The organism is Agarivorans sp. 2_MG-2023, from assembly GCF_030548085.1.
Taxonomy (GTDB): Bacteria; Pseudomonadota; Gammaproteobacteria; order Enterobacterales; family Celerinatantimonadaceae; genus Agarivorans.
Window position 1 is genome coordinate 119,907 of the sequence record NZ_JAUORQ010000002.1, and the last position, 19,954, is coordinate 139,860.

The 19,954-nt window shown below is 44.5% G+C and carries 18 protein-coding genes; 9 read left to right on the forward strand and 9 right to left on the reverse strand.

The window, feature by feature from the left end; translation table 11 throughout:
* Positions 1-99: 99 nt before the first annotated feature.
* The 7 genes from yegS to Q4549_RS03300 all read left to right on the forward strand — a co-directional run bounded on the left by yegS (position 100) and on the right by Q4549_RS03300 (position 10,147).
* Positions 100-1,035 (forward strand): lipid kinase YegS, encoded by a 936-nt coding sequence (yegS, locus tag Q4549_RS03270; RefSeq protein WP_303549536.1) that lies wholly within the window; start codon positions 100-102, stop codon positions 1,033-1,035.
* A 46-nt stretch (positions 1,036-1,081) separates the two neighbouring features.
* Positions 1,082-1,768 (forward strand): hypothetical protein, encoded by a 687-nt coding sequence (locus Q4549_RS03275; RefSeq protein WP_303549534.1) that lies wholly within the window; start codon positions 1,082-1,084, stop codon positions 1,766-1,768.
* A gap of 235 nt (positions 1,769-2,003) precedes the next feature.
* Positions 2,004-2,627, forward strand: coding sequence for an NAD(P)H-dependent oxidoreductase (locus Q4549_RS03280; protein ID WP_303549531.1), 624 nt, complete (start codon positions 2,004-2,006; stop codon positions 2,625-2,627).
* Positions 2,624-4,567 (forward strand): monovalent cation:proton antiporter-2 (CPA2) family protein, encoded by a 1,944-nt coding sequence (locus Q4549_RS03285; RefSeq protein ID WP_303549529.1) that lies wholly within the window; start codon positions 2,624-2,626, stop codon positions 4,565-4,567. The genes Q4549_RS03280 and Q4549_RS03285 overlap by 4 nt, the downstream gene beginning before the upstream one ends.
* Before the next feature lie 143 nt (positions 4,568-4,710).
* Positions 4,711-5,364 carry a 5,6-dimethylbenzimidazole synthase gene (gene bluB / locus Q4549_RS03290; RefSeq protein ID WP_303549526.1) on the forward strand — a complete coding sequence of 218 codons (654 nt, stop codon included), beginning with the start codon at positions 4,711-4,713 and terminating at the stop codon, positions 5,362-5,364.
* Between the two features lie 484 nt (positions 5,365-5,848).
* Positions 5,849-7,012: an efflux RND transporter periplasmic adaptor subunit gene (locus Q4549_RS03295; RefSeq protein ID WP_303549524.1), complete on the forward strand. Its 1,164-nt coding sequence runs from the start codon at positions 5,849-5,851 to the stop codon at positions 7,010-7,012.
* 3 nt (positions 7,013-7,015) lie between these two features.
* The gene (locus tag Q4549_RS03300; protein WP_303549521.1) at positions 7,016-10,147 is read left to right on the forward strand and encodes an efflux RND transporter permease subunit; all 3,132 of its coding nucleotides are present in this window, start codon (positions 7,016-7,018) and stop codon (positions 10,145-10,147) included.
* A gap of 307 nt (positions 10,148-10,454) precedes the next feature.
* Here Q4549_RS03300 and Q4549_RS03305 read toward each other — a convergent pair whose 3' ends face one another.
* Both Q4549_RS03305 and Q4549_RS03310 read right to left on the reverse strand, forming a co-directional pair.
* Positions 10,455-11,024, reverse strand: a complete 570-nt coding sequence (locus Q4549_RS03305) for a cytochrome b (RefSeq protein ID WP_303549518.1) — start codon at positions 11,022-11,024, stop codon at positions 10,455-10,457.
* Positions 11,025-11,857: 833 nt separating this feature from the next.
* Positions 11,858-12,955, reverse strand: a complete 1,098-nt coding sequence (locus Q4549_RS03310) for an alkene reductase (RefSeq protein WP_303549515.1) — start codon at positions 12,953-12,955, stop codon at positions 11,858-11,860.
* Between the two features lie 187 nt (positions 12,956-13,142).
* Here Q4549_RS03310 and Q4549_RS03315 point away from each other — a divergent pair, with 187 nt between their 5' ends.
* The gene (locus Q4549_RS03315; RefSeq protein WP_303549512.1) at positions 13,143-13,796 is read left to right on the forward strand and encodes a DsbA family oxidoreductase; all 654 of its coding nucleotides are present in this window, start codon (positions 13,143-13,145) and stop codon (positions 13,794-13,796) included.
* Here Q4549_RS03315 and Q4549_RS03320 read toward each other — a convergent pair.
* Genes Q4549_RS03320 through Q4549_RS03350 form a run of 7 tightly spaced genes read right to left on the reverse strand, consistent with a single transcriptional unit; the run spans position 13,793 to position 19,163 of the window.
* A complete protein-coding gene (locus Q4549_RS03320; protein ID WP_303549510.1) occupies positions 13,793-14,281 on the reverse strand; it encodes a chalcone isomerase family protein in 489 nt (162 codons plus the stop codon). The two genes, Q4549_RS03315 and Q4549_RS03320, sit on opposite strands and share 4 nt — an antisense overlap.
* Positions 14,274-14,747, reverse strand: a complete 474-nt coding sequence (locus Q4549_RS03325; protein WP_303549508.1) for a DUF2878 family protein — start codon at positions 14,745-14,747, stop codon at positions 14,274-14,276. Before Q4549_RS03325 ends, Q4549_RS03320 begins: the two co-directional genes overlap by 8 nt.
* A gap of 7 nt (positions 14,748-14,754) precedes the next feature.
* On the reverse strand, positions 14,755-15,978 hold the full coding sequence (locus Q4549_RS03330) for a cyclopropane-fatty-acyl-phospholipid synthase family protein (RefSeq protein WP_303509927.1): 1,224 nt from the start codon (positions 15,976-15,978) through the stop codon (positions 14,755-14,757).
* 22 nt (positions 15,979-16,000) lie between these two features.
* Positions 16,001-16,735 (reverse strand): DUF1365 domain-containing protein, encoded by a 735-nt coding sequence (locus tag Q4549_RS03335; protein ID WP_303549506.1) that lies wholly within the window; start codon positions 16,733-16,735, stop codon positions 16,001-16,003.
* 10 nt (positions 16,736-16,745) lie between these two features.
* Entirely contained in the window at positions 16,746-17,999 is a 1,254-nt protein-coding gene (locus Q4549_RS03340; RefSeq protein WP_303549504.1) for an NAD(P)/FAD-dependent oxidoreductase, read from the reverse strand.
* Positions 18,000-18,003: 4 nt separating this feature from the next.
* Positions 18,004-18,726: an SDR family NAD(P)-dependent oxidoreductase gene (locus tag Q4549_RS03345; RefSeq protein WP_303549501.1), complete on the reverse strand. Its 723-nt coding sequence runs from the start codon at positions 18,724-18,726 to the stop codon at positions 18,004-18,006.
* Positions 18,723-19,163: a nuclear transport factor 2 family protein gene (locus tag Q4549_RS03350; protein WP_303549498.1), complete on the reverse strand. Its 441-nt coding sequence runs from the start codon at positions 19,161-19,163 to the stop codon at positions 18,723-18,725. The genes Q4549_RS03345 and Q4549_RS03350 overlap by 4 nt, the downstream gene beginning before the upstream one ends.
* A gap of 151 nt (positions 19,164-19,314) precedes the next feature.
* Between Q4549_RS03350 and Q4549_RS03355 the strand changes: the two genes are divergently transcribed.
* Positions 19,315-19,923, forward strand: coding sequence for a hypothetical protein (locus Q4549_RS03355; protein ID WP_303549495.1), 609 nt, complete (start codon positions 19,315-19,317; stop codon positions 19,921-19,923).
* Positions 19,924-19,954 lie beyond the last annotated feature (31 nt).

Here is a 19,954-nt window from a genome sequence, read left to right on the forward strand (position 1 = left end):
GATTGTTTGTTCACAAATCGCTGACAACACTAGCAACATTTGCGCAGGCTACTTATAGTAGAAGTAACTACTAAGATGTTGATTAAATAAGGGCTATTTGTGGAACTTAGACTAATACTCAACGGCAAGAAAGCACACCTTCCAGATATTCGCGAGGCAGTCTCTAAGCTGCGCCAGCAAGGGCACAACATTCAAGTGAGAGTCACCTGGGAAGGTGGCGACGTAGAACGACTGGTCGCCGAGGCACATCAACAAGGTTGGAACTCGCCAGAGAAAAAACTGATGATTGGCGGCGGTGATGGCTCGGTACAAGAAGTGGTATCAGCCTTAATGCTCTATCCTGCAGAGCAGCGCCCTAGCCTAGCCATTTTGCCCCTCGGTACCGCCAATGACTTTGCTACCGCTTGTCAGATTCCTACTAACCCTTTAGATGCCATCACTTTTGCCTTGGAACATTCTGCGCAAATGGTAGATGTAATAAGCGCTAAAGATTTAGAGAATCAACAACAGTACTATTTTATGAATGTACTCACCGCCGGTTTTGGCGCCCAAATCACCGCCGAAACACCGGTAGAGCTAAAAAACTTTTTAGGTGGCGGCGCTTATACCCTCTCTGGAATAGTACAAGCCTTAAACTTTAAACCTTATGTTGGGAAGCTTAATAGCCCTGATAAAAGCTTTAACGATGGTTTAATTATTGGTGCACTTTGTAACGGCAAGCAGGCCGGCGGCGGTCAAATACTGGGGCCAAATGCTTACTTAAACGACGGTTTGATGGACATATGCATTGTGCGGGACTTCCCCGCGACAGCCTTAAGCCAAGTACTGCAAGAAGCCGCTGCTTTTGGCAATGGCGATACCCAAAACGGCGAGTATATTGTAACTTGGCAAACCCCTTGGTTAGAGACTAAGTCAGAACAGTTTATACCCACAAACTTAGACGGCGAACCGCATAAATTTAATCATGCCCGTTTTGAAGTTGTACCAAATGCGCTGCCGCTAATCATTGCACAAAACAGCCCATGTTTATGCTGATTAAACTCCATCGCCTTTGGGCTGTTTTCACTGTTAGGCTTACACCATGAGAAAGAACGTTGTTATTAGTTGGTCATCAGGTAAAGACTCTACGCTCACTCTTTTGCGGCTGCTTAAAGACCCAAGATATAAGGTTACCGCCTTATACACCACCCATGTGAAAAACGACGTTCCATTTCAAGCAACCCCTTTAAACGTTGTGCAAATGCAAGCAGACCTTATTGGTTTGCCTCTAATCACCATAGAGCTTCCAGAGGTTTTTCCCAGTAATCACATTTACCAAAGTACCGTGATTAATGGGCTGAAAAAATCGGGTGTTGCGATAGATGCAATCGCCTTTGGAGACATGTTTTGTAACGGTATTGTTGATTATCGAAGAAGTTACATAGAACCCGCAGGATGGGAATGTGTTTTCCCCTTGTTAGGCGAAGCTTCAAAGTCACTGGCTGCAGATATTCTTAGTAGCGGTATTAAGACATTTTTAATCACTGTTGATAGTGAACGCTTACCAAGAGAATACTGTGGCCGAGAATACAACAAGGAACTGCTTAGTGAACTGCCACCAGATGTTGACCCATGTGGTGAAAATGGTGAGTTTCATACCTTGGTGGTGCAAGCGCCTTGCTTTAACGGACAAATAAACCTAGAGCTGTTACATGTAGAGCATCTGCAACGTTTCAGCCATCAAAGATACAAGGCGACCTCGGTAACCAACACCAGTAAATCACACTAAGTGCACAACTAAGCACCGTGACTAAATAAGGGATCAACTAGCGCTATTTGCGGCACTATTTACGCTCAATACGCTGCCCATGAAAAAACCGATGTAAATGTCTGCTATAACTCACTATGGTGAGTATTGTTACTCAGGCCTTGGTTTGTTGCAGCTTTGTCACTCGTTAGCAAATTTACCAATATTAGAAGCCGTTTTAATGCTGCCCTGTATCTAGGCTTAAAAGGAATTATCAATGCCCCAGCAAAATCAAAAAGTATTAGTGTTATTTGCTCACCCCTCGCAAGACCGCTCAGAAATAAATCGGCCTATGTTTAAGCTAGCCAGCAACATTGAAGGGGTAACCGCGGTAGATTTATACCGCGAGTACCCTACTTTTCGCATTAATGTAGATAAAGAACAACAGCGCTTATTGGATCACGACATAGTGATTATGCAGTTCCCTTTGTACTGGTACTCTACTCCCGCTATTTTAAAAGAATGGCAAGACTTAGTACTGGAATATGGCTTTGCTTATGGGCACGACGGCAACATGCTACATGGCAAAAGTTTACTCTGTGCCATCACCGCTGGCGGTGCCGAAAACGCCTACTGCGATAAAGGCTATAACCACTTCACTATTCGCGAACTACTACACCCGCTAGAGCAAACCGCATCCCTCATTGGCATGCGTTACCTAGCGCCCTTTGCGTTATTTGCCTCACGCACCGCCGCAGAAGAGCAACGAGTGGGTGTTCATCTAAATAATTGGAAAAAGCTATTGGTTAATCTTGTTGAAAACAAGGTGGATTTAGAACTGGCCAGCCGCCTAGACAAGCTCACTCAGCTTCCAAATAACTTGTTCAAGGAGGCCTTATGACCGGTTATTTTCTACAAGCCTTTGTCTATCTTATTGCTGCTGTATTAGCGGTTCCTTTAGCTAAAAAACTCGGTTTGGGCTCGGTGCTGGGTTATTTAATTGCTGGTGTCATTATTGGGCCAGTAATCGGTTTAGTCGGCACCGAAACCGCCACCATTCAGCACTTTGCTGAGTTTGGCGTGGTGATGATGCTGTTTGTGGTGGGGCTAGAATTAGAACCCCGCATGTTATGGGATATGCGCCACAAGCTCATTGGTTTAGGCGGTCTGCAGGTATCGTTAACCACCATTGTGGTGATGGGTATCGCCTTAGCTTTTGATTTACAGTGGACCATTGCACTCGCCATTGGCCTAATCTTTTCGCTGTCTTCTACCGCTATTGTGCTGCAAACCTTTAATGAAAAAGGCCTAAATAAAACTGATGGCGGCCGTTCGTCGTTTTCGGTGTTGCTGTTCCAAGATATCGCTGTAATCCCCATGCTGGCGCTTATTCCACTGCTCGCGTTACCGGAGTTAATTGAAAAAGCCGAACAACTGGGCCAAGCCGCTGCCGAACATGGTGACAGCTTAAACCTAGTGGCTCACCTACCCGGTTGGGCCTATGCCTTGGTGGTTGTGCTGGCCATTGCAGCCTTAGTGGTAGGCGGCCATTATCTTAGCCGCCCACTGTTTCGTTATGTAGCAAGCTCTGGCCTGCGCGAGATATTCACTGCCGCTACTTTAATGCTGGTGATTGGCATTGCAGCGTTAATGGGCTTGATTGGTTTATCGCCGGCATTAGGCGCGTTTTTGGCTGGAGTAGTATTGGCCAACAGTGAGTTTAGGCACGAGTTAGAATCCACCATCGAGCCCTTTAAAGGGCTGCTGTTGGGGCTATTTTTTATCACCGTTGGCGCAGGTGTAGATTTTGGCGTACTACAAGTACATTGGCCTAAAGTTATCGCCATGGCCTTAGCAGTTATGCTCATTAAAGCCTCGGTACTGTTTGTACTGGCCATCATCTTTAAAATTAAAAACAGCGACCGTTGGTTGTTTGCACTTAGTTTGGCGCAAGCCGGTGAATTTGGCTTCGTATTACTTAGCTATACCGTGCAAAACCACGTTATCCCTCAAGACATTGCGCAAATACTGTCTTTGGTTGTGGCCTTCTCCATGTTCTTAACCCCTAGCCTGTTTATTCTTTACGACAAAGTGATATTGCCGCGTTACGAAGAAGCTGAGAACCATCAAGAACCCGATGAAATTGACGAAAAAGGCACCGTAATCATTGCCGGTATTGGTCGTTTTGGGCAAATTGTAAACCGCTTCTTAGTGGCCAATGGCATAAAAACCGTGGTGCTCGATCACCAAGTTGCTCAAGTAGAACTGATGCGCAAAATTAACATCAAAAGCTACTTTGGAGACGCCACACAACCCGAGTTATTGCACACAGCAGGCATAGAAGAAGCCAAGCTCATGGTAGTCACCATTGATGACAAAGAGCGGGTAAGAGACATTGTTAAGTACGTAAAACATAACTTTCCACATGTGCGCTTAATGGTACGGGCCTTTGACCGTGGCCACGCTTACGAGCTTCGTAGCTTAGGAGCAGACCACATTATTACCGAAGCCTACTACTCGGCGCTGGAGATGGGCGGTCGAGCACTGTCTGAATTAGGCTTTCATCCGTTTAAGGCTGAACAACTTAAAAATGCATTCGACCAAATTGAAAAAGACAACAAAGAGAAGCTTTATCAAACCTGGCTGGCCAGCAGCGAAGATAACCGCTTTAGTAATGACTATCGCGATCTGTTTTTGCAACTAGAAGATCTGTTGGGCAAAGCCATGAACAAAGACCGAAGTGACGGCCACTCTCTAACCGATAGAGGCTGGACGCCACCGCCTAAAAACTATTTAGACGACTTCGAACAAGACCAGCCCAAAGCTGATGATAAACCTTAAACTTAGGTTTTAATGAACTAACAAACAGGCCAAAGTATTGGCCTGTTTTTGTTTTCATATCCTGTTTCGGCCACCCTGAATAAGTTGAACCCCACAGCCCACTCAGGTTTAATGTGGCCAAATAAGCAGTAATAAAGAACGCTATGAATATCAGCCAAGCCGAAAGAGATGCGCTTTACAAAGTAATTTATTCGCGCAGAGACGTGCGTAAAGACTTCATCAACAAAGCCATTCCACAAGATGTTATTCAACGTATTCTTGCGGCGGCGCATCATGCACCAAGTGTCGGTTTTAGCCAACCTTGGGATTTTATCTTAGTCACCCAAGAACAAACTAAACAGGCGATTAAACGCGGCTATCAAGCCGCCAGTGCCGAATCGGCCAAGCTATTCTCTCAAGAAAAACGCGATACCTACCAACGCTTAAAACTAGAAGGCATATTAGAAGCCCCACTTGGCATTTGTGTTACCTGCGACAGAGAACGCAATGGCCCAGTAGTGATTGGTCGCACCATAAAACCTGAGATGGATTTATACAGCACCGTATGCGCTATTCAAAACATGTGGTTGGCCGCGCGTGCCGAAAATCTCGGCCTAGGCTGGGTAAGCATTATTCATGATCAAGTATTACGCGACACCTTAGCCATTCCCGAGCGTTTAGAAATTATTGGCTACCTATGCTTGGGCTATGTGTCGAGCTTTAGCGAAAAACCAGAGCTAGAACAGTTTGGCTGGCTACCTAGAGAACAACTAGACCAACTGGTTCACAATGAAAAATGGACAGACAAATCTAAGTAAACGAAGCAGTTGGCAATCAGGAGTAAAGCCACAACACATAAGCTAAAACTCACTGCCAAATTCGTTCGATTGGTTTGACTCAGCCCTATACTGGCCTAACACGGATTTGCCCCTTTATCCGTTAGACCTTTTACTCATTCATATCTTATTAATCTGAATTTACCCTACTCAAATTTATCCGATTGAGTTAAGAACTTAGCGTTCCCGTCGTTAGGTAATATTTTGCAGTCTAACATCCCTTTGTGTGTTCTAGCTCGTTGTGTTTAATAATAATCGTGGGGCGTTATATCTTTCATATAAAAAGCCCTAAGGCAGGTTTTATCGCCCCCCCGCAATGCAAGGTCCCCATCTAATAAGTGAGGTGAATTAACCTCCACCCCAAAACTATATGAATAATAACCTGAAGACTTAACCCCGTCTTAACCATGTAACCGCTATCCTTTTTTCTATGTTTGCAATTCTGCTTCTAGGATAAGGTTTCATTATGTCTCTACCCCGCGCGTTAAGATTGCCTTTGGGCTTACTTCTCTCTAGCTCTCTATTATTGGGCTGTGGCGAACAAGCTATGGAACAACGACCAGCCCCAGACCCTATTCATGTTGACGTTTTAGACTTGACCCCAACAACACTGCGTTTAACGACCGAGCTGCCAGGGCGAATCGCTGCGTTTAAGCAAGCAGAAGTGAGGCCTCAAGTAACAGGGATTCTCAAAAGCCGCCTATACAAAGAGGGCTCTCACGTAGAAGCCGATGATGTACTTTATGAAATTGACCCAACCACGTATCAATCCAACGTTAATAGCGCACAAGCTCAATTAGCGAAAGCACTGACGAGCGAAGATACCGCTCGAAAAACGGCACTTCGTTATAAAGAACTATTAAGAAAAAAACTGACCAGTCAGCAAGATTTTGACGATGCAGACGCCCTTTACAAAGAAGCCCAAGCTGAAGTCGCGATCCGCCAAGCAGAATTGGATTATGCCAATATTGAACTTTCATATACAAAAATCACAGCGCCAATCTCAGGTCAGGCTGGCCTTTCTTTTGTATCTGAAGGTTCTTTGTTGACCTCTGAGCAGTCTTCTTACCTAACGACAATTGTTCAAACCGCGAATGTTTACGTGGATATGCAGCAATCTTCGTTAGCGATTACCAAAATCAAAAAAGAGTTTGCGACCTTTACTGACAAAAATGCTGAGATCCCCGTAACGATAACATTAGAAGACGGTACTGCTTATGATGAAGTCGGCCAATTAGAGTTTTCCGACACGCTTGTCTCAGACTCAACAGGTACGGTAACGCTGCGCGCCATCATTCCAAACCCTAACAATACTTTATTAGCAGGCATGTACGTACGTGCCCATATTTCAATGCCAGAAGCACGAGGCTACCTTGTCGTTCCTCAATCTGCAGTGGTAAGAAGTCAATCTGGTGAGCCTTCCGTTTTTGTGGTCAACCAAGACAAAAAGACAGTAAAAAAATCAGTGGTTCTCAGTAATGAAGTTGGCAACGGTTGGGTAGTTAAAGAAGGACTATCTAGCGGTGAGCAAATCGTCATCACTAATATTATCAACATGAAAAATGATATTGCAGTTGTTGTCGATAGCAGTACAAACAGCGCTGTTTCTGCTTTGGCGAGCGAGGAATAAACCATGTCCTTATCGAACTTTTTTATTAACAGACCGATCTTTGCTTGGGTGATATCCATTGTCATTATGCTTTCAGGCATTGCGGCTATCGTCTCTTTGCCAGTCGCACAATACCCAACAATTGCACCGCCAGCCGTGACCATTTCAACGTCTTACCCAGGTGCTTCAGCAAAAACAATTGAAGACAGCGTTACTCAGGTCATCGAACAAGGCATGACAGGGTTAGATAACTTGTTATACATGGCGTCTAAAAGTGACTCTTCTGGTAGTGCGAGTGTTACCTTGACGTTTAGTGCAGATACCGACCCCGATATCGCTCAGGTACAGGTGCAGAACAGCTTACAGCAAGTGAGTAATCGCCTGCCGACAGCGGTACAAAATCAAGGTACTTCTGTCACCAAGAGTACGTCAGGTTTTATGTCGGTTACCAACTTATATTCTCCTGACGGCAGCATGAGTGCGGGAGATATTCAAGATTACGCAAACTCAAACATCAAAGATATCCTAAGCCGCGTGAACGGTGTAGGCGAAGTGACCATATTCGGCCCATCTTATGCGATGCGTATTTGGTTAGACCCTGCCAAATTGAACAGCTATAGCCTTACGCCTGTTGATGTTTCGAATGCAGTATCGGTTCAAAACAGCCAAGTTACCGTTGGTCAGTTAGGCGGAACACCAGCCGTTGATTCTCAGCTAATTAATGCCAGCATCACAGCTCAAAGCCTATTAACTAGCGTTGAAGAGTTTGAGGATATTTTAATTAAAGTCGACAGTGATGGCGCTCAAATCAAGCTCAAAGATGTGGCACGTATAGAGTTAGCTAGTGAAGAGTCGTCCGTTATTCCTGCCTATATGGGTATGGGTGCCTCCGGTATTGCAATCACACTAGCAACCGGCGCAAATTCGTTAGACACACAAAATGCGGTTGATGCAAAACTTGAACAACTTTCAAAAGGTTTTCCGGATGGACTAGAACTGGTTAAAACCACCGACAATAACTTATTTATCCGTTTATCCATCAGTGAAGTGGTCAAAACCCTTTTTGAAGCCGTTGGGCTTGTATTTCTCGTCATGTTGCTGTTTTTGCAAAACTTACGAGCAACTTTAATCCCAACCATCGCCGTACCAGTCGTACTGCTTGGCACCTTCGGTGTTATGGCCATGCTGGGGTTCTCGATCAATACACTCACCATGTTTGGTTTAGTCTTGGCTATCGGCCTTCTGGTTGATGACGCCATTGTTGTTGTGGAAAACGTTGAACGTTTAATGCATGAAGAGAACCTATCTCCTCTTGAAGCAACCAAAAAATCAATGGGACAAATTACCAGTGCCTTAATCGGTATTACGATGGTGTTGTCGGTTGTATTTATTCCTATGGCCTTCATGTCAGGGTCAACGGGCGTTATCTACCAACAATTCTCTTTGACGATAGTTTCAGCAATGGTGTTATCTGTTGTTGTGGCATTGATTCTGACTCCCGTATTGTGCGCAACGCTTCTAAAGCCTGTCGATAAAACATCAAGCAATAAATTTTTTGCACTGTTTAACCGAGGATTCGACAAGCTCTCCAGCCAATACAGAGGCTCTGTTAAACACGCTTTGCAGCGACCACTGCGCTTCGTTTTTGTTTACGTGATGCTTTTTGCAGGCACCGCTTACCTATACAACGTGCTACCAAGTTCATTTTTGCCAAATGAAGACCAAGGTGACTTCATGGTGATGGTCACCACACCAACAGGGACCACATTACAAAAAACGCAAGAAGTGATGTTGGATATCAAAGATTATTTTGAAGAGAACGAATCACATACTGTCGACCACGTGTTTACCGTGTCTGGATTCAACTTTTCAGGCTCTGGGCAAAATGCAGCGATGGCATTTATTGGCATGAAAGATTGGTCAGAAAGGACTGAACCCGGAACCGATGTTGATTCCATTATCGGCCGTGTAATGGGTGAGTTTTCAAATTACAAACATGCACAGATCTTTGCTTTTAGTAGCCCAGCAATTCGAGAACTTGGTACTTCAACGGGTTTTAACTTCTACCTAGAAGACGTGGGGGCTGTTGGCCATGACAAACTGATTGAGTTCAGAAACCAGTTACTGGCGGCGGCGGCTCAAAGTCCATTATTGCAAAGTACACGACCAAACGGCCTTGAGGATACCGCGCAACTGTTCCTTGATGTCGACTATGAAAAAGCCAAAGTGCTAGGTCTAGAAATTGATGACATCAACCAATCACTATCCATTGCTTGGGCATCGTCATACGTGAATGACTTCATCGATCGTGGTCGCTCTAAGAAGGTTTACATTCAAGCCGATGCCGAATATCGCATGACACCAGAAGACCTAAACTTATGGTTTGTGCGTAACAACAACGGTGAGATGGTGCCTATCTCAGCTTTCAGTAGCTATCATTGGGGTCAAGGTTCACCACAGTTACAACGTTATAACGGCAACCCTGCAGTAGAAATCGTCGGTGAAGCAGCTTCTGGTTACAGTACTGGTGAAGCGATGGATGAAATCGGTCGATTAGCCGCAGAGATTTCAAACGATGTACAGGTGAGCTGGACGGGAATGTCCTATCAAGAGATCGAAGCTGGAAACCAAGCGCCCATTCTGTACGCGATCTCCATCTTGATGGTTTTCCTTTGCTTAGCCGCTTTGTATGAAAGCTGGAGCATTCCAATTGCGATTATTCTAGTGGTTCCATTAGGGATACTCGGCGCACTGACTGCGATCATGTTGCGAGGGCTAGAGAACGATGTTTACTTCCAAGTGGGCGTATTAACCACCATAGGTTTAACTGCTAAAAATGCCATTTTGATTGTTGAATTTGCTAAAGAGCTCTATGAAAAAGGCGTCAGCATTATAGACGCAACAGTGCAAGCGTGTGAGATGCGACTGCGCCCAATCATCATGACGTCTTTGGCGTTTGGGCTTGGTGTGTTGCCTTTGGTTCTTAGTACGGGTGCTGGTGCTAATGCACGTAATGCGATTGGTACATCTGTATTGGGCGGTATGATGGGGGCAACGCTATTGGTGATTTACTTCGCTCCACTATTCTTTGTCTTGATCTGCAAATTGTTTAAGTCAGGCGACAAAGTCCTGGCAACAACAAACAACGCAGAATAATAAATTGAACAGATGGTGAGTCAATGAGTGGCTCATCACTATTTACGGACAATGTTCAAAGGATAGAAAATGACGAACAGTGGTACATCTCGTTTTGGAACTTTATTATTAATCATCGCTATTGTCGGTTTAATAGTCGTGACAGTGATGATTTTTGGAGCCCGTTTAGGTTTGTGAGATCCCATCGTAGGCTTTGGTTATATTAGAGGCGATTGAACCAAAATGAACGAGAACAGGGATTTCAGGCTCATTGACGACGAGGATTAATCATAACTTTCAGATGCTCAGCCAAGCGTCTTCAAGTTGATTAGGTATAGAAAATCTTAGCGCCAAGCATTCGCCTTAGCGTACCATCTTTATCGACTATATGATGTTTAAGCGCACCTGCTACGTGTAACACAGTTGCGCCAATTAACGCGTAACCAACCCAATAATGCACTCTATGAGCAATGGAATAAAATCCTTCATTGAAGGCCACCGCTTTCTTTGTGTTTTCAGGGTCAACATTCTTAGGTACTAACTCTAAACCAAAGAATTCCACACCAAACCCACCCAACGCTGAGTTAAGAAAACCCGAAATAGGCATAATGAGAGTACCTAGAATTAAAACCCAATGTACTGCATGGCCCAAGATGTGCTCAACTTTACTATAGTGACCCACCGGCGTTGGCCAGCCGTTATTGATACGCCATATCACGCGTAGTAGCACGAAACCAAAAATTAGGATTCCAAATGACTTATGCCATGGAAACAGAGAAAAAGCCTTAGCTTCAACCATGTAGACCCCAATACCTAGTAGCCCTATCATGGTTAAACCAACAATCCAGTGTAATAACAACGTAACTGGAGCGAACTGATTTTTTGTATCTCTTTTCATTTAAACCCCAAAGCTTTTACATAATCGCATTCTAGAAATACTAACTATAGATTACTGCTTATTGAGTATCCATTAACTAACATCAACTGTGTTGCAATATACCCATGATCTTCGAATGTGATTGATTTTAGGCAAATGATCTGCACCATTAATACTGAACGCCAAGCTAGATGACTTTCCATACCTTTAGTAATTCATAACCTACTAATCTTCAATTTTCCGAAACTCATTTCTGAGTCAGAGTAATTTAAAGATCAACCTTGAATGGTTTGAGTTAAGCCTCCTAAATAAGCGTTGAAGGTTTCAAGATACTGTTTCTAATTGGGTGTAAGCAATTTAAGGCATACCTCTAAATCATTTCTGTCCAAAAGTGAGTTTAAGTGGTTTGACGCATTTCTGCCGCATAACAATCTACCCGCAACAAAATTGAGTCATTCGACTCAGTACTTGCGCCCCGCCGCAACAGCAGCCGCATAGTTTAACTAATGCCTAAGTTAGTGCTACTTGTTTGCTCAGGCTTTGTTTATTATTGGCCGGCATTGGCTAATTGAGGAAACACCGTGACACCCGAATCAACATCTTCTTTGAGTGTAAATGCCTTGGTGATGCTCGTTTCTGTAGTCCTTATTTTGATTGGGCGATCGTTGCGGAACAGTAAAAGCTCGCGGGGTATTTCTGCGTCCAGTAATGATACTTCTACTGGCACTGCTTTTATGGTGGTAGGTGCGCTGTTATTTCTGAGTTATTTATACAAATTTGTCCAAGGGTTACTGTAAACGCCTGCGAAAAATCACTAAGCCTTTGCTTACACAAAGGCTCAGGTTAATCGTTACTTAAGCTTGATAACTTGGGTAATCGCTTAAGCCCTGCTCGCCGCCACCAAATAGCGTGTTTGGATCGTGAGCGGCCAGCGGATACCCATGCTGCAAACGTGCAGGTAAATCGGGGTTGGCCACAAACGGACGGCCAAAACCAATCATGTCGGCTAAACCGCCTTCTATGGCTTGTTGAGCATTGTCCCCTTTATAACGGCCAGCATAAATTAATACGCCTTGGTAGGCTTCACGCAAGGCACGTTTAAAGCTTATTGGCGTATCTGGCGCATCATCCCAGTCCACTTCGGCAATGTGTAAATAAACAATGTTGTGTTTATTTAACAGCACAGCCGCAGCGGTGTAAGTTTCGATAGGGTTAGCGTCTACGGTACCGTTTAAGGTTGTTAGTGGCGCTAAACGCACCCCTACTCGCTCTGCGCCAATGGCATCCACCATGGCTGCAACTACTTCATCTAAGAAGCGTAAACGGTTTTCCAAGCTACCACCGTATTGGTCTTGGCGTTGGTTAGATTCAGAATCGATAAACTGGTTTATTAAATAGCCGTTAGCAGCATGCAGTTCAATACCATCAAAACCGGCTTCTATGGCATTTAAAGCCGCTTGGCGAAACTGTTGAACCACTTCGGAAATGTCTTGTTGGCTCATTTCTCGCGGGGTGCTTACGTCAACAAAACCCGGTTCGTCGCTACCGTTATCAATAAATACTTTTACATTTTCGGCAGCAATAGCAGACGATGAAATAGGCTGTTCACCGTTAATGTTATCTGAGTGAGTCACTCGACCTACGTGCCATAGTTGAGCAAACATAGTACCGCCCTTGGCATGCACTGCGTCGGTTACTGTCTTCCAGCCCGCAATTTGCTCTTGGCTATAAATACCTGGTGTCCATGCATATCCTTTGCCCATTGGCGAAATTTGAGTCCCTTCAGATACAATTAAACCTGCACTCGCTCGCTGAGCGTAATACGTGGCCATCATCTCATTAGCTACATCACCCGGTTGGCTGGCGCGCGAACGTGTCATTGGTGGCATTACAATGCGGTTATTTAGGGTCAATTGGCCCAATTTGATTGAGTCGAACAAAGAAGTTGTCATGCTTGTGTTCCTATTATTTAGCTGTTGCCAGTTTACCAACTCTCTAGCCAGCAATTTAGCTCAAAAATCACAAATGATTTTTGTTATAACTACAACAAACCTCAAGCGTGCTCTCTCGTCCAGCAAAGTTTGCTAATCACTGGCCGTCTAGCGCATACTCACTACACAAGATTAAGAGGGTTTGTTTATGGCTGCTGGTATTTCCTTACGCATCGATATTGTGTCTGATGTGGTGTGTCCTTGGTGCATTGTGGGTTACCTGCGCTTGCAAGAGGCTTTAAGCCAGCTAGATGACAATATTAGGCCACATATTCAATGGCACCCTTTTGAGCTAAACCCGAAAATGCCCGCAGAAGGACAAAACCTTCGCGAACATATTCAAGAGAAGTATGGTAGCACTACAGAGCAAAGTGAGGCCGTGAGAGAGCAGCTAAAAGGCATTGGCAACGAGCTTGGGTTTAGCTTCAATTTTAATCAAGACTCTAGAATTTATAACACCTTTGAGGCCCACCAATTGCTGCATTGGAGCGAACCGTACGGTAAGCAAACCGAGTTCAAGCTGGCATTATTTGAGGCTTACTTCAGCCAAGGGAAAGATCCCTCGGATCGCGATACCTTGTTAGCAATAGTGGAGCAAGTGGGCTTAAGCAGTGAGCTGGCGCAACGAGTATTAAAAGACCAACTCTACGTTGAAGAAGTGCGCAATAGCCAGCAAACCTGGCAAAATCACGGCATTCAAGCAGTACCCGCGTTTATCATTAACAATCGTTATTTGTTGTCAGGCGCCCAGCCTAGTGAAAACTTACTGGATGCAATAAACGAGAGTTTAAGTAAGGGCTAATTTGCGCCGGTTAACGAGCGCTGCTGTTTTGGGAAGCGGCTGTTTTCCGAAAGCCAAATATCTAAAAAGTGCTGACTAAATAGGTTGTCATCTAATGACCCCAAATGTTCACCATTGAGATAAAAGCGCCCTTGGTTGGCCGAATCGGCCACTAACTGTAGCTGATCACCTTTTTTTAAGTCTGGCCAAATCGATGAGAGCTTATTGAGCCATTGCTGACACGGCGATTGCTCACACACTCCTAAGCGCTGCCACTCATCTTTGGTGGCACCTACCAATTTACTGCGGTTAATTTTTCGCAGGTAATCAATGGTAAGCACCATTGGGTAGCGATGTTGCTGATACTGCCCGTCTGGGCTGTGTAAGCTCACATTGTAAATGGACCAAAACAACACCTTTAATTTGGCGTCGCCTACCAGTTTCATATTGCTTGCTTGGCTAAAGCTTGAGAATAATGCAATGGCTATAAATAAGGTTTTAAACATAGCGTTTCTCCAATAACGAATTCGCTAAGTAAGCAAACACACTCCATAGCGGTAGCAGTATAAGTAGCCCTAACCAAAGGCCTAGCTCTAGGGTGAACACCTCGGCTAGGCTGGCTAAGTAGTAAGAAACCGGCCCCATTATCGCAACAAAAATGGGCATAAAGGGTTTCGGTAAACTGGCCAAGGTGGGCAGTAAAAGGGCGAAGCTTGCCCACAACAGCATCATAAACACCGGTAAGTTAGGCGAGCTAAAACTCAGCACGCCAAACTCTACTAGCGCGATATCGATAATAACGCCGACGACGCTTAACATGGCACAAGGTACAAGTACCGCCCACTGGTAGTTGCGTACTTGCAATAAGGCTAAGGCCACTAACCCCAGCAACATAAACCACACTGCTTGCTCGCCCCAAAAAAAGGCGGCAAACCAGTTCAGTTTAAATACAAGCAATACAGGCCATTGCATAAGCCAATTACCCTTTCACCATGGTGAGCTGTTCGGTACCAATATTGTGGCTACGGAAACCCGCTTCGCAATAAGCGAAATAGAAGTGCCACAGACGGTAAAACTGCTCATCAAAGCCAAAGCTTTGGCTGTTATTTTGGTGCTGTTGCTGCACTCTATGATGCCAATGCTGAAGGGTTTCGGCATAATCAATGCCAATCTCTAAGCGTTGTAGAGGCTGCATCCCCTGCTTGGCAAATAGTTGCTTAAGCAGCGAAGGTGAAGGTAAAAAACCGCCTGGAAATACATATTGCTGAATAAAATCAACGCTTTTTCTGTATGCGGTAAAACGACGGTCGTCGATAGTAATCGCCTGCAGTAGCATTAAGCCACCCGCTTTTAAGCGCTTAGAGCATAACTCAGCAAAACCAGGTAAATAACGCTCACCCACTGCTTCAATCATCTCAATCGATACTAGCTTGTCGTATTCGCCTTCTAGTTCGCGGTAATCTTGATTAAGCACCGTAATCAAATGGCCTAAATTACGTTGTTCAACTAACTGGCAAACATGGGCATGCTGTTTATCTGAAATAGTAGTGGTAGTGACTTTGCAGCCATAATGACTGGCCGCATACATGGCTAAGCCGCCCCAGCCTGTACCAATTTCTAGCAAGTGGTCATTTGATTGCAGCTTTAGCTGCTCGCAAATACGTTTGAGTTTATTGTCTTGCGCCTGTGCCAGTGTGATATCTTGGCCGCCGAAAATAGCCGACGAATACTGCATTTGCGGATCGAGAAACGATTGGTAAAAATCATTACCCAAGTCGTAGTGAGCTAAGATGTTTTTCTTGGCTTGGCGTTTGTGGTTGCGACGAAAGAAATGCTGAACTTTAAACCACGCGCTGGTAAACCAATGCAGCTTTCTGTCTAAGCTGTCTAGATGATCTTGGTTGTCTGCTAGAAGCTGCAATAAGCGATGTAAATCAGAACAGCGCCACAAACCTTCCATGTAGGTTTCGCCTGCAGCAATACTGCCGCCCTTCAAAATACGAGAAAAAACCTGAGCATCAAGAATGTGTACTTCTACTACATGAGGATAATCTTTCTCTCCAAGATGAACAGACTCGTAGCCTGCTTGGCTCAATAAAATTGCCCCGCCGGTTAAACCGTCAAAGGTTTTCATTACAAGGTGGCGAGTAATGTCCAAGCTGCTATTTAACGATGCGGTAGCGAGCGATTTTGCAGTGGTCATAAGTTTTCCTTAACAGCAAATATCAGTGAGTTTTGTCGCTGGCTGGATGACCATAAAACGGAACTTTTTTCATCCATAACTTCAATGCCTGCCAATAAATTCCCCCTACCACTTTAAGAGTGAGCAAAGGATATGACTTAATAACGCGACTAAGGCTAGAAGAGTTTAATGGCTGCTTAATTAAATTTACTCCAGCACTAAATTCTTTCTGTTGCCGCCAGCAATTAATCACCACAGTAACCTGTTGTTCTACTAGCTTTACTTGCCAGTTGTAGCGCATATCCATTGGGTTGAACGGAGATACGTGAAAGGCTTTGTCATGGTCTTCTAGGGTATTTAAATCTAACCAATATTGGTGTTTTTCTTTCCATGGGGTATTGGTAACTTCGGCCAGCATGTAATCAAACTTGTCGCCATCACCATAAAGCACAAAATTAACCGGACTAAAATACCAACCAAGGCAACGAAACTGCCCCATTAGCACCACTTGTTTAGCGCTATAACCTGGCTGAAAACGCTGCTGAGCGGCCAACGCTTTATCGCGAATGCTGCCCGGCTGCTTGCCTAAATAGTCGCCTTCACGGAGCCGAAACCACGGCAGGAAGCGGCTGAAGTTTTTTAGCTGATGACGAACGGCTTGCTCCTCAGCTAAATCTATCCACGCATAATAAAGCTTGTAGCTAAAGCCATGTTTACGTGGCACAAAACGCTGATGAAAGGTATCGCCAAAGGCAATAGAAGAGTGTTTTACGTCCATCGTTTACTCCTCACAAATCGATGCCAAACTTACGACATACTTCCACCGCCGAGCGCACACCGTCTTCATGAAAACCGTTATGCCAATAAGCGCCACAAAAGTAGCTGTTATTCTGGCCATTAATCAGTTCACGTTGCTGCTGCGCGCCAAATCCTTCAACCGAAAACACCGGGTGCATATAGTTAAAGCGCTTAATCACTTTATCTTCAGCAATCGGCTCCAGTGGATTCAAGGTGACACAAAACTGCGGTGCATTCTCTAAACCCTGCAAACGATTCATATCATAGGTAACACTGGCCAGTCGGTCATTCCTATCACCGCTAGGCGGAAGTAGGTAGTTCCAACTAGCACGGGCACGATGAATACTTGGCAGCAGACGCTCATCGGTATGCAAGATGACTTCATTATTTTGATATTTGAGTTTGCCTAATACCTCTCGCTCATCAGTACTGGCTTCTGCGCCTAATACCGACAATGCTTGGTCACTATGGCAAGCAAACACTACGGCATCGCCCTGCCATGTCCAACCATCGCTGGTTTCAATGCTTACTCCATCGTCGCCTCGTTGAATGCTGGTGACTTGGCTGTTCAAGCGAATGTTATCTTCTAAGCCCGCAAGTAGCGGTTTTATATATTGCTTGGAACCACCCGGAACAACGTGCCATTGCGGGCGATTAGCAACATCTAACAAGCCGTGGTTTACAAAAAACCGAGCAAAAAACTGCATTGGAAATTGGTTAATACCGTTTAGTGAAGACGACCAAATCGCCGCCCCCATAGGCAGTAAATAGTTTTCTTGAAACATTCTGGAAAAGCGGTGCTCTTGTAAAAACTGCCCCAAGCTTACCGAGGTATCTATATCTACCGCTGCTTTAGCTAGCTTGTTAAAACGCAAAATTTCGTTAATGAATTTATAGAAGCTAGGTTTAAGCAAGTTGCTACGCTGGGCAAACATAGTGTTTAGATCGTGCCCGTTGTATTGCAAGTTAAGCTCTGGATTAACCACACTAAAACTCATTTCTGTAGGCTGAGCGTGAATACCTAACTTGTCCAACAACTTGTTAAACAAGGGGTAGGTACGGTCGTTAAACACAATAAAACCAGTATCTACCGCGTACTCTTTACCTTCTATTTCAATTTGATTGGTCGCGGTATGCCCGCCAAGATAATCATTTTGTTCCAGTAAGGTGACATCGTGTTGTTCTTTTAATAAGTGAGCGCAGGTCATGCCTGATATGCCCGCTCCAATAACTGCAATTTTCATCTATCTATGCTCCTTCCTTGTGAGCTAAACGGCGACAGAGAGATTGTTGCCAAGACACTGGCAAACAATTCAAAAAGTGTAATATTCCGCTGAATACACCAGGGAAATTAATGCTTGTTTTACCCTTTGCTAAACCCTTCATAATGTATTGGCTAGCCTGCTCTGAACTAATCATGTTGGGCATGGCAAAGGCATTTTTATCGGTGAGAGGGGTTTTAACAAAACCAGGTTGCACACAATGTACACTCACCTGTTTGGCGGCTAAATCGGTACCAAGCGCCTGAGATAAGTAGTGTATTGCCGCTTTGCTGCTGCCATAGGCGCCAGCTTGGCTAAACGGCAGTAAATGCGCCAAACTGCCTACCAAGGCGAGTTGGGAGCCAGGTTTTAGCTGCCCCCACAATCCATCTAAACAGTTGGCAACGGTAAGCACATTGGCTTGCCAAACGCGGCTAAACAATTCAGCGTCAAAGCGCTCTGGGTCTAGGTATTCGCAGTTACCGGCACACAAAACAATTAAGTCCATGGCTGGTAACTCACTCAAACTGGATCTCACTGTCGCTAAATCAGCTAACTCTAGCGGCAAAGCTGTGATGCCTTTGTTTGTTAATTCTTGCAAGCGCTCTTTATTTCGCCCTTGCCCCCATACTTGGTGACCTTTGGCGGCATAATCTAAGGCCAACTGTTTACCAATGCCCGAGCTAGCCCCAGTGATAAGAATATTCATTGGGCTAGACCATTTTTTAACTTTTTAGACAACCAGCCAATCACCGGAATATGGTCATGCAACATGGCGCTCACATCGTAGTAATCGCGATGGTAATAGATTCTTTCATCAAACTTGAGGTGGCTTATTCCGTCTAGCGCAATTAAACGACCGTTTCCGAGTTTTGGATGAGCAAACTGCATTTGCCAAGTAAGGCTGAATTCGCCATCTGCAATCAAACGCGAGGAAAAATGAAACTCGCACTTATCGGTGTTTACTAATAGATGTTCGAAATACTGGCCTAAATCTGCAATGCCATGTAGATGATGCAGAGGGTCAATAAACTCCACATTGTCGGTGTAAATCTCAGATAAACGCGCCACTTGGGCCATGCCAAGCTCAGAGTAAAACTGTTCTAGCTGCTGGACGATTGGGGGCATCGACGCTGAAGTTTTCATGAAAAATCCTTTTAGCTAAACAAATCTAAGCATTTGTTTCTATTGTTGTTAATCATAGTACGTGAAAGATAATAAGAAAGATCATTCATCTTTTTTTGCACTCTATACGTAATACAAAACAACTAAGTAGTTTTTAGGAGCTGATCCGCTTATGCCTCAGTTGTACCCATTGATGATTTGCAGTGAACACTATATGCCCGAGCGATACGCAAGAATACGTGGCCAGGGGTCTGTGTTCATTGCCAGTTTACGGGCAGCAGAGAAAGCCGGTGGAATGTGGTTAGCCTTTCAAGACAGCAATGGAAACAGCGCTGTTAAGCAAGGTGATATTGTAAGCTTTGCGCAAATTAGCCATGTAGATTGGTTGAGCCAAGCGGAGATTGTAGTTGAATGTAAAGTGCTGAATTGGGGCCAGGTTTGCGCGAATGCTCTAGCGTTTAGTAATGAATGGATGGCCCCTTGTATAAGGGCTGAATCTTTAGAGCTTTGGCCAAACCTCTATAAACAAAGAAATACCCATGCTTTACAACTCGCCCTAGAAAAAATCAACTTACAGTATCCAGAACTTAAAGCCTCTGACCTGCAGGAAAATATAAGTAGCGAATGTGTAAAGCAGCTTTGTTGGCGCTGGTTAGAGCTACTTCCCCTGCCTATAAATACCAAGCAGCGCTTGCTTAAGTCCCCTTCTGCATCTTTGTGTATACGTTATTTAGGTTTTATTTTGAGACAAAGTGATCGTTTTAATCATCTACCCCGTTAATCAGTTATCAATCCGACAACGATTTTGGCAA

Excerpts from the sequence above, each read along its gene's own strand:
- Q4549_RS03275 (WP_303549534.1), top strand. The coding sequence starts at position 1,082 with ATGAGAAAGAACGTTGTTATTAGTTGGTCATCAGGTAAAGACTCTACG.
- Q4549_RS03280 (WP_303549531.1), top strand. The coding sequence starts at position 2,004 with ATGCCCCAGCAAAATCAAAAAGTATTAGTGTTATTTGCTCACCCCTCG.
- Q4549_RS03285 (WP_303549529.1), top strand. The coding sequence starts at position 2,624 with ATGACCGGTTATTTTCTACAAGCCTTTGTCTATCTTATTGCTGCTGTA.
- bluB (WP_303549526.1), top strand. The coding sequence starts at position 4,711 with ATGAATATCAGCCAAGCCGAAAGAGATGCGCTTTACAAAGTAATTTAT.
- Q4549_RS03295 (WP_303549524.1), top strand. The coding sequence starts at position 5,849 with ATGTCTCTACCCCGCGCGTTAAGATTGCCTTTGGGCTTACTTCTCTCT.
- Q4549_RS03300 (WP_303549521.1), top strand. The coding sequence starts at position 7,016 with ATGTCCTTATCGAACTTTTTTATTAACAGACCGATCTTTGCTTGGGTG.
- Q4549_RS03305 (WP_303549518.1), bottom strand. The coding sequence starts at position 11,024 with ATGAAAAGAGATACAAAAAATCAGTTCGCTCCAGTTACGTTGTTATTA.
- Q4549_RS03310 (WP_303549515.1), bottom strand. The coding sequence starts at position 12,955 with ATGACAACTTCTTTGTTCGACTCAATCAAATTGGGCCAATTGACCCTA.
- Q4549_RS03315 (WP_303549512.1), top strand. The coding sequence starts at position 13,143 with ATGGCTGCTGGTATTTCCTTACGCATCGATATTGTGTCTGATGTGGTG.
- Q4549_RS03320 (WP_303549510.1), bottom strand. The coding sequence starts at position 14,281 with ATGTTTAAAACCTTATTTATAGCCATTGCATTATTCTCAAGCTTTAGC.
- Q4549_RS03325 (WP_303549508.1), bottom strand. The coding sequence starts at position 14,747 with ATGCAATGGCCTGTATTGCTTGTATTTAAACTGAACTGGTTTGCCGCC.
- Q4549_RS03330 (WP_303509927.1), bottom strand. The coding sequence starts at position 15,978 with ATGACCACTGCAAAATCGCTCGCTACCGCATCGTTAAATAGCAGCTTG.
- Q4549_RS03335 (WP_303549506.1), bottom strand. The coding sequence starts at position 16,735 with ATGGACGTAAAACACTCTTCTATTGCCTTTGGCGATACCTTTCATCAG.
- Q4549_RS03340 (WP_303549504.1), bottom strand. The coding sequence starts at position 17,999 with ATGAAAATTGCAGTTATTGGAGCGGGCATATCAGGCATGACCTGCGCT.
- Q4549_RS03345 (WP_303549501.1), bottom strand. The coding sequence starts at position 18,726 with ATGAATATTCTTATCACTGGGGCTAGCTCGGGCATTGGTAAACAGTTG.
- Q4549_RS03350 (WP_303549498.1), bottom strand. The coding sequence starts at position 19,163 with ATGAAAACTTCAGCGTCGATGCCCCCAATCGTCCAGCAGCTAGAACAG.
- Q4549_RS03355 (WP_303549495.1), top strand. The coding sequence starts at position 19,315 with ATGCCTCAGTTGTACCCATTGATGATTTGCAGTGAACACTATATGCCC.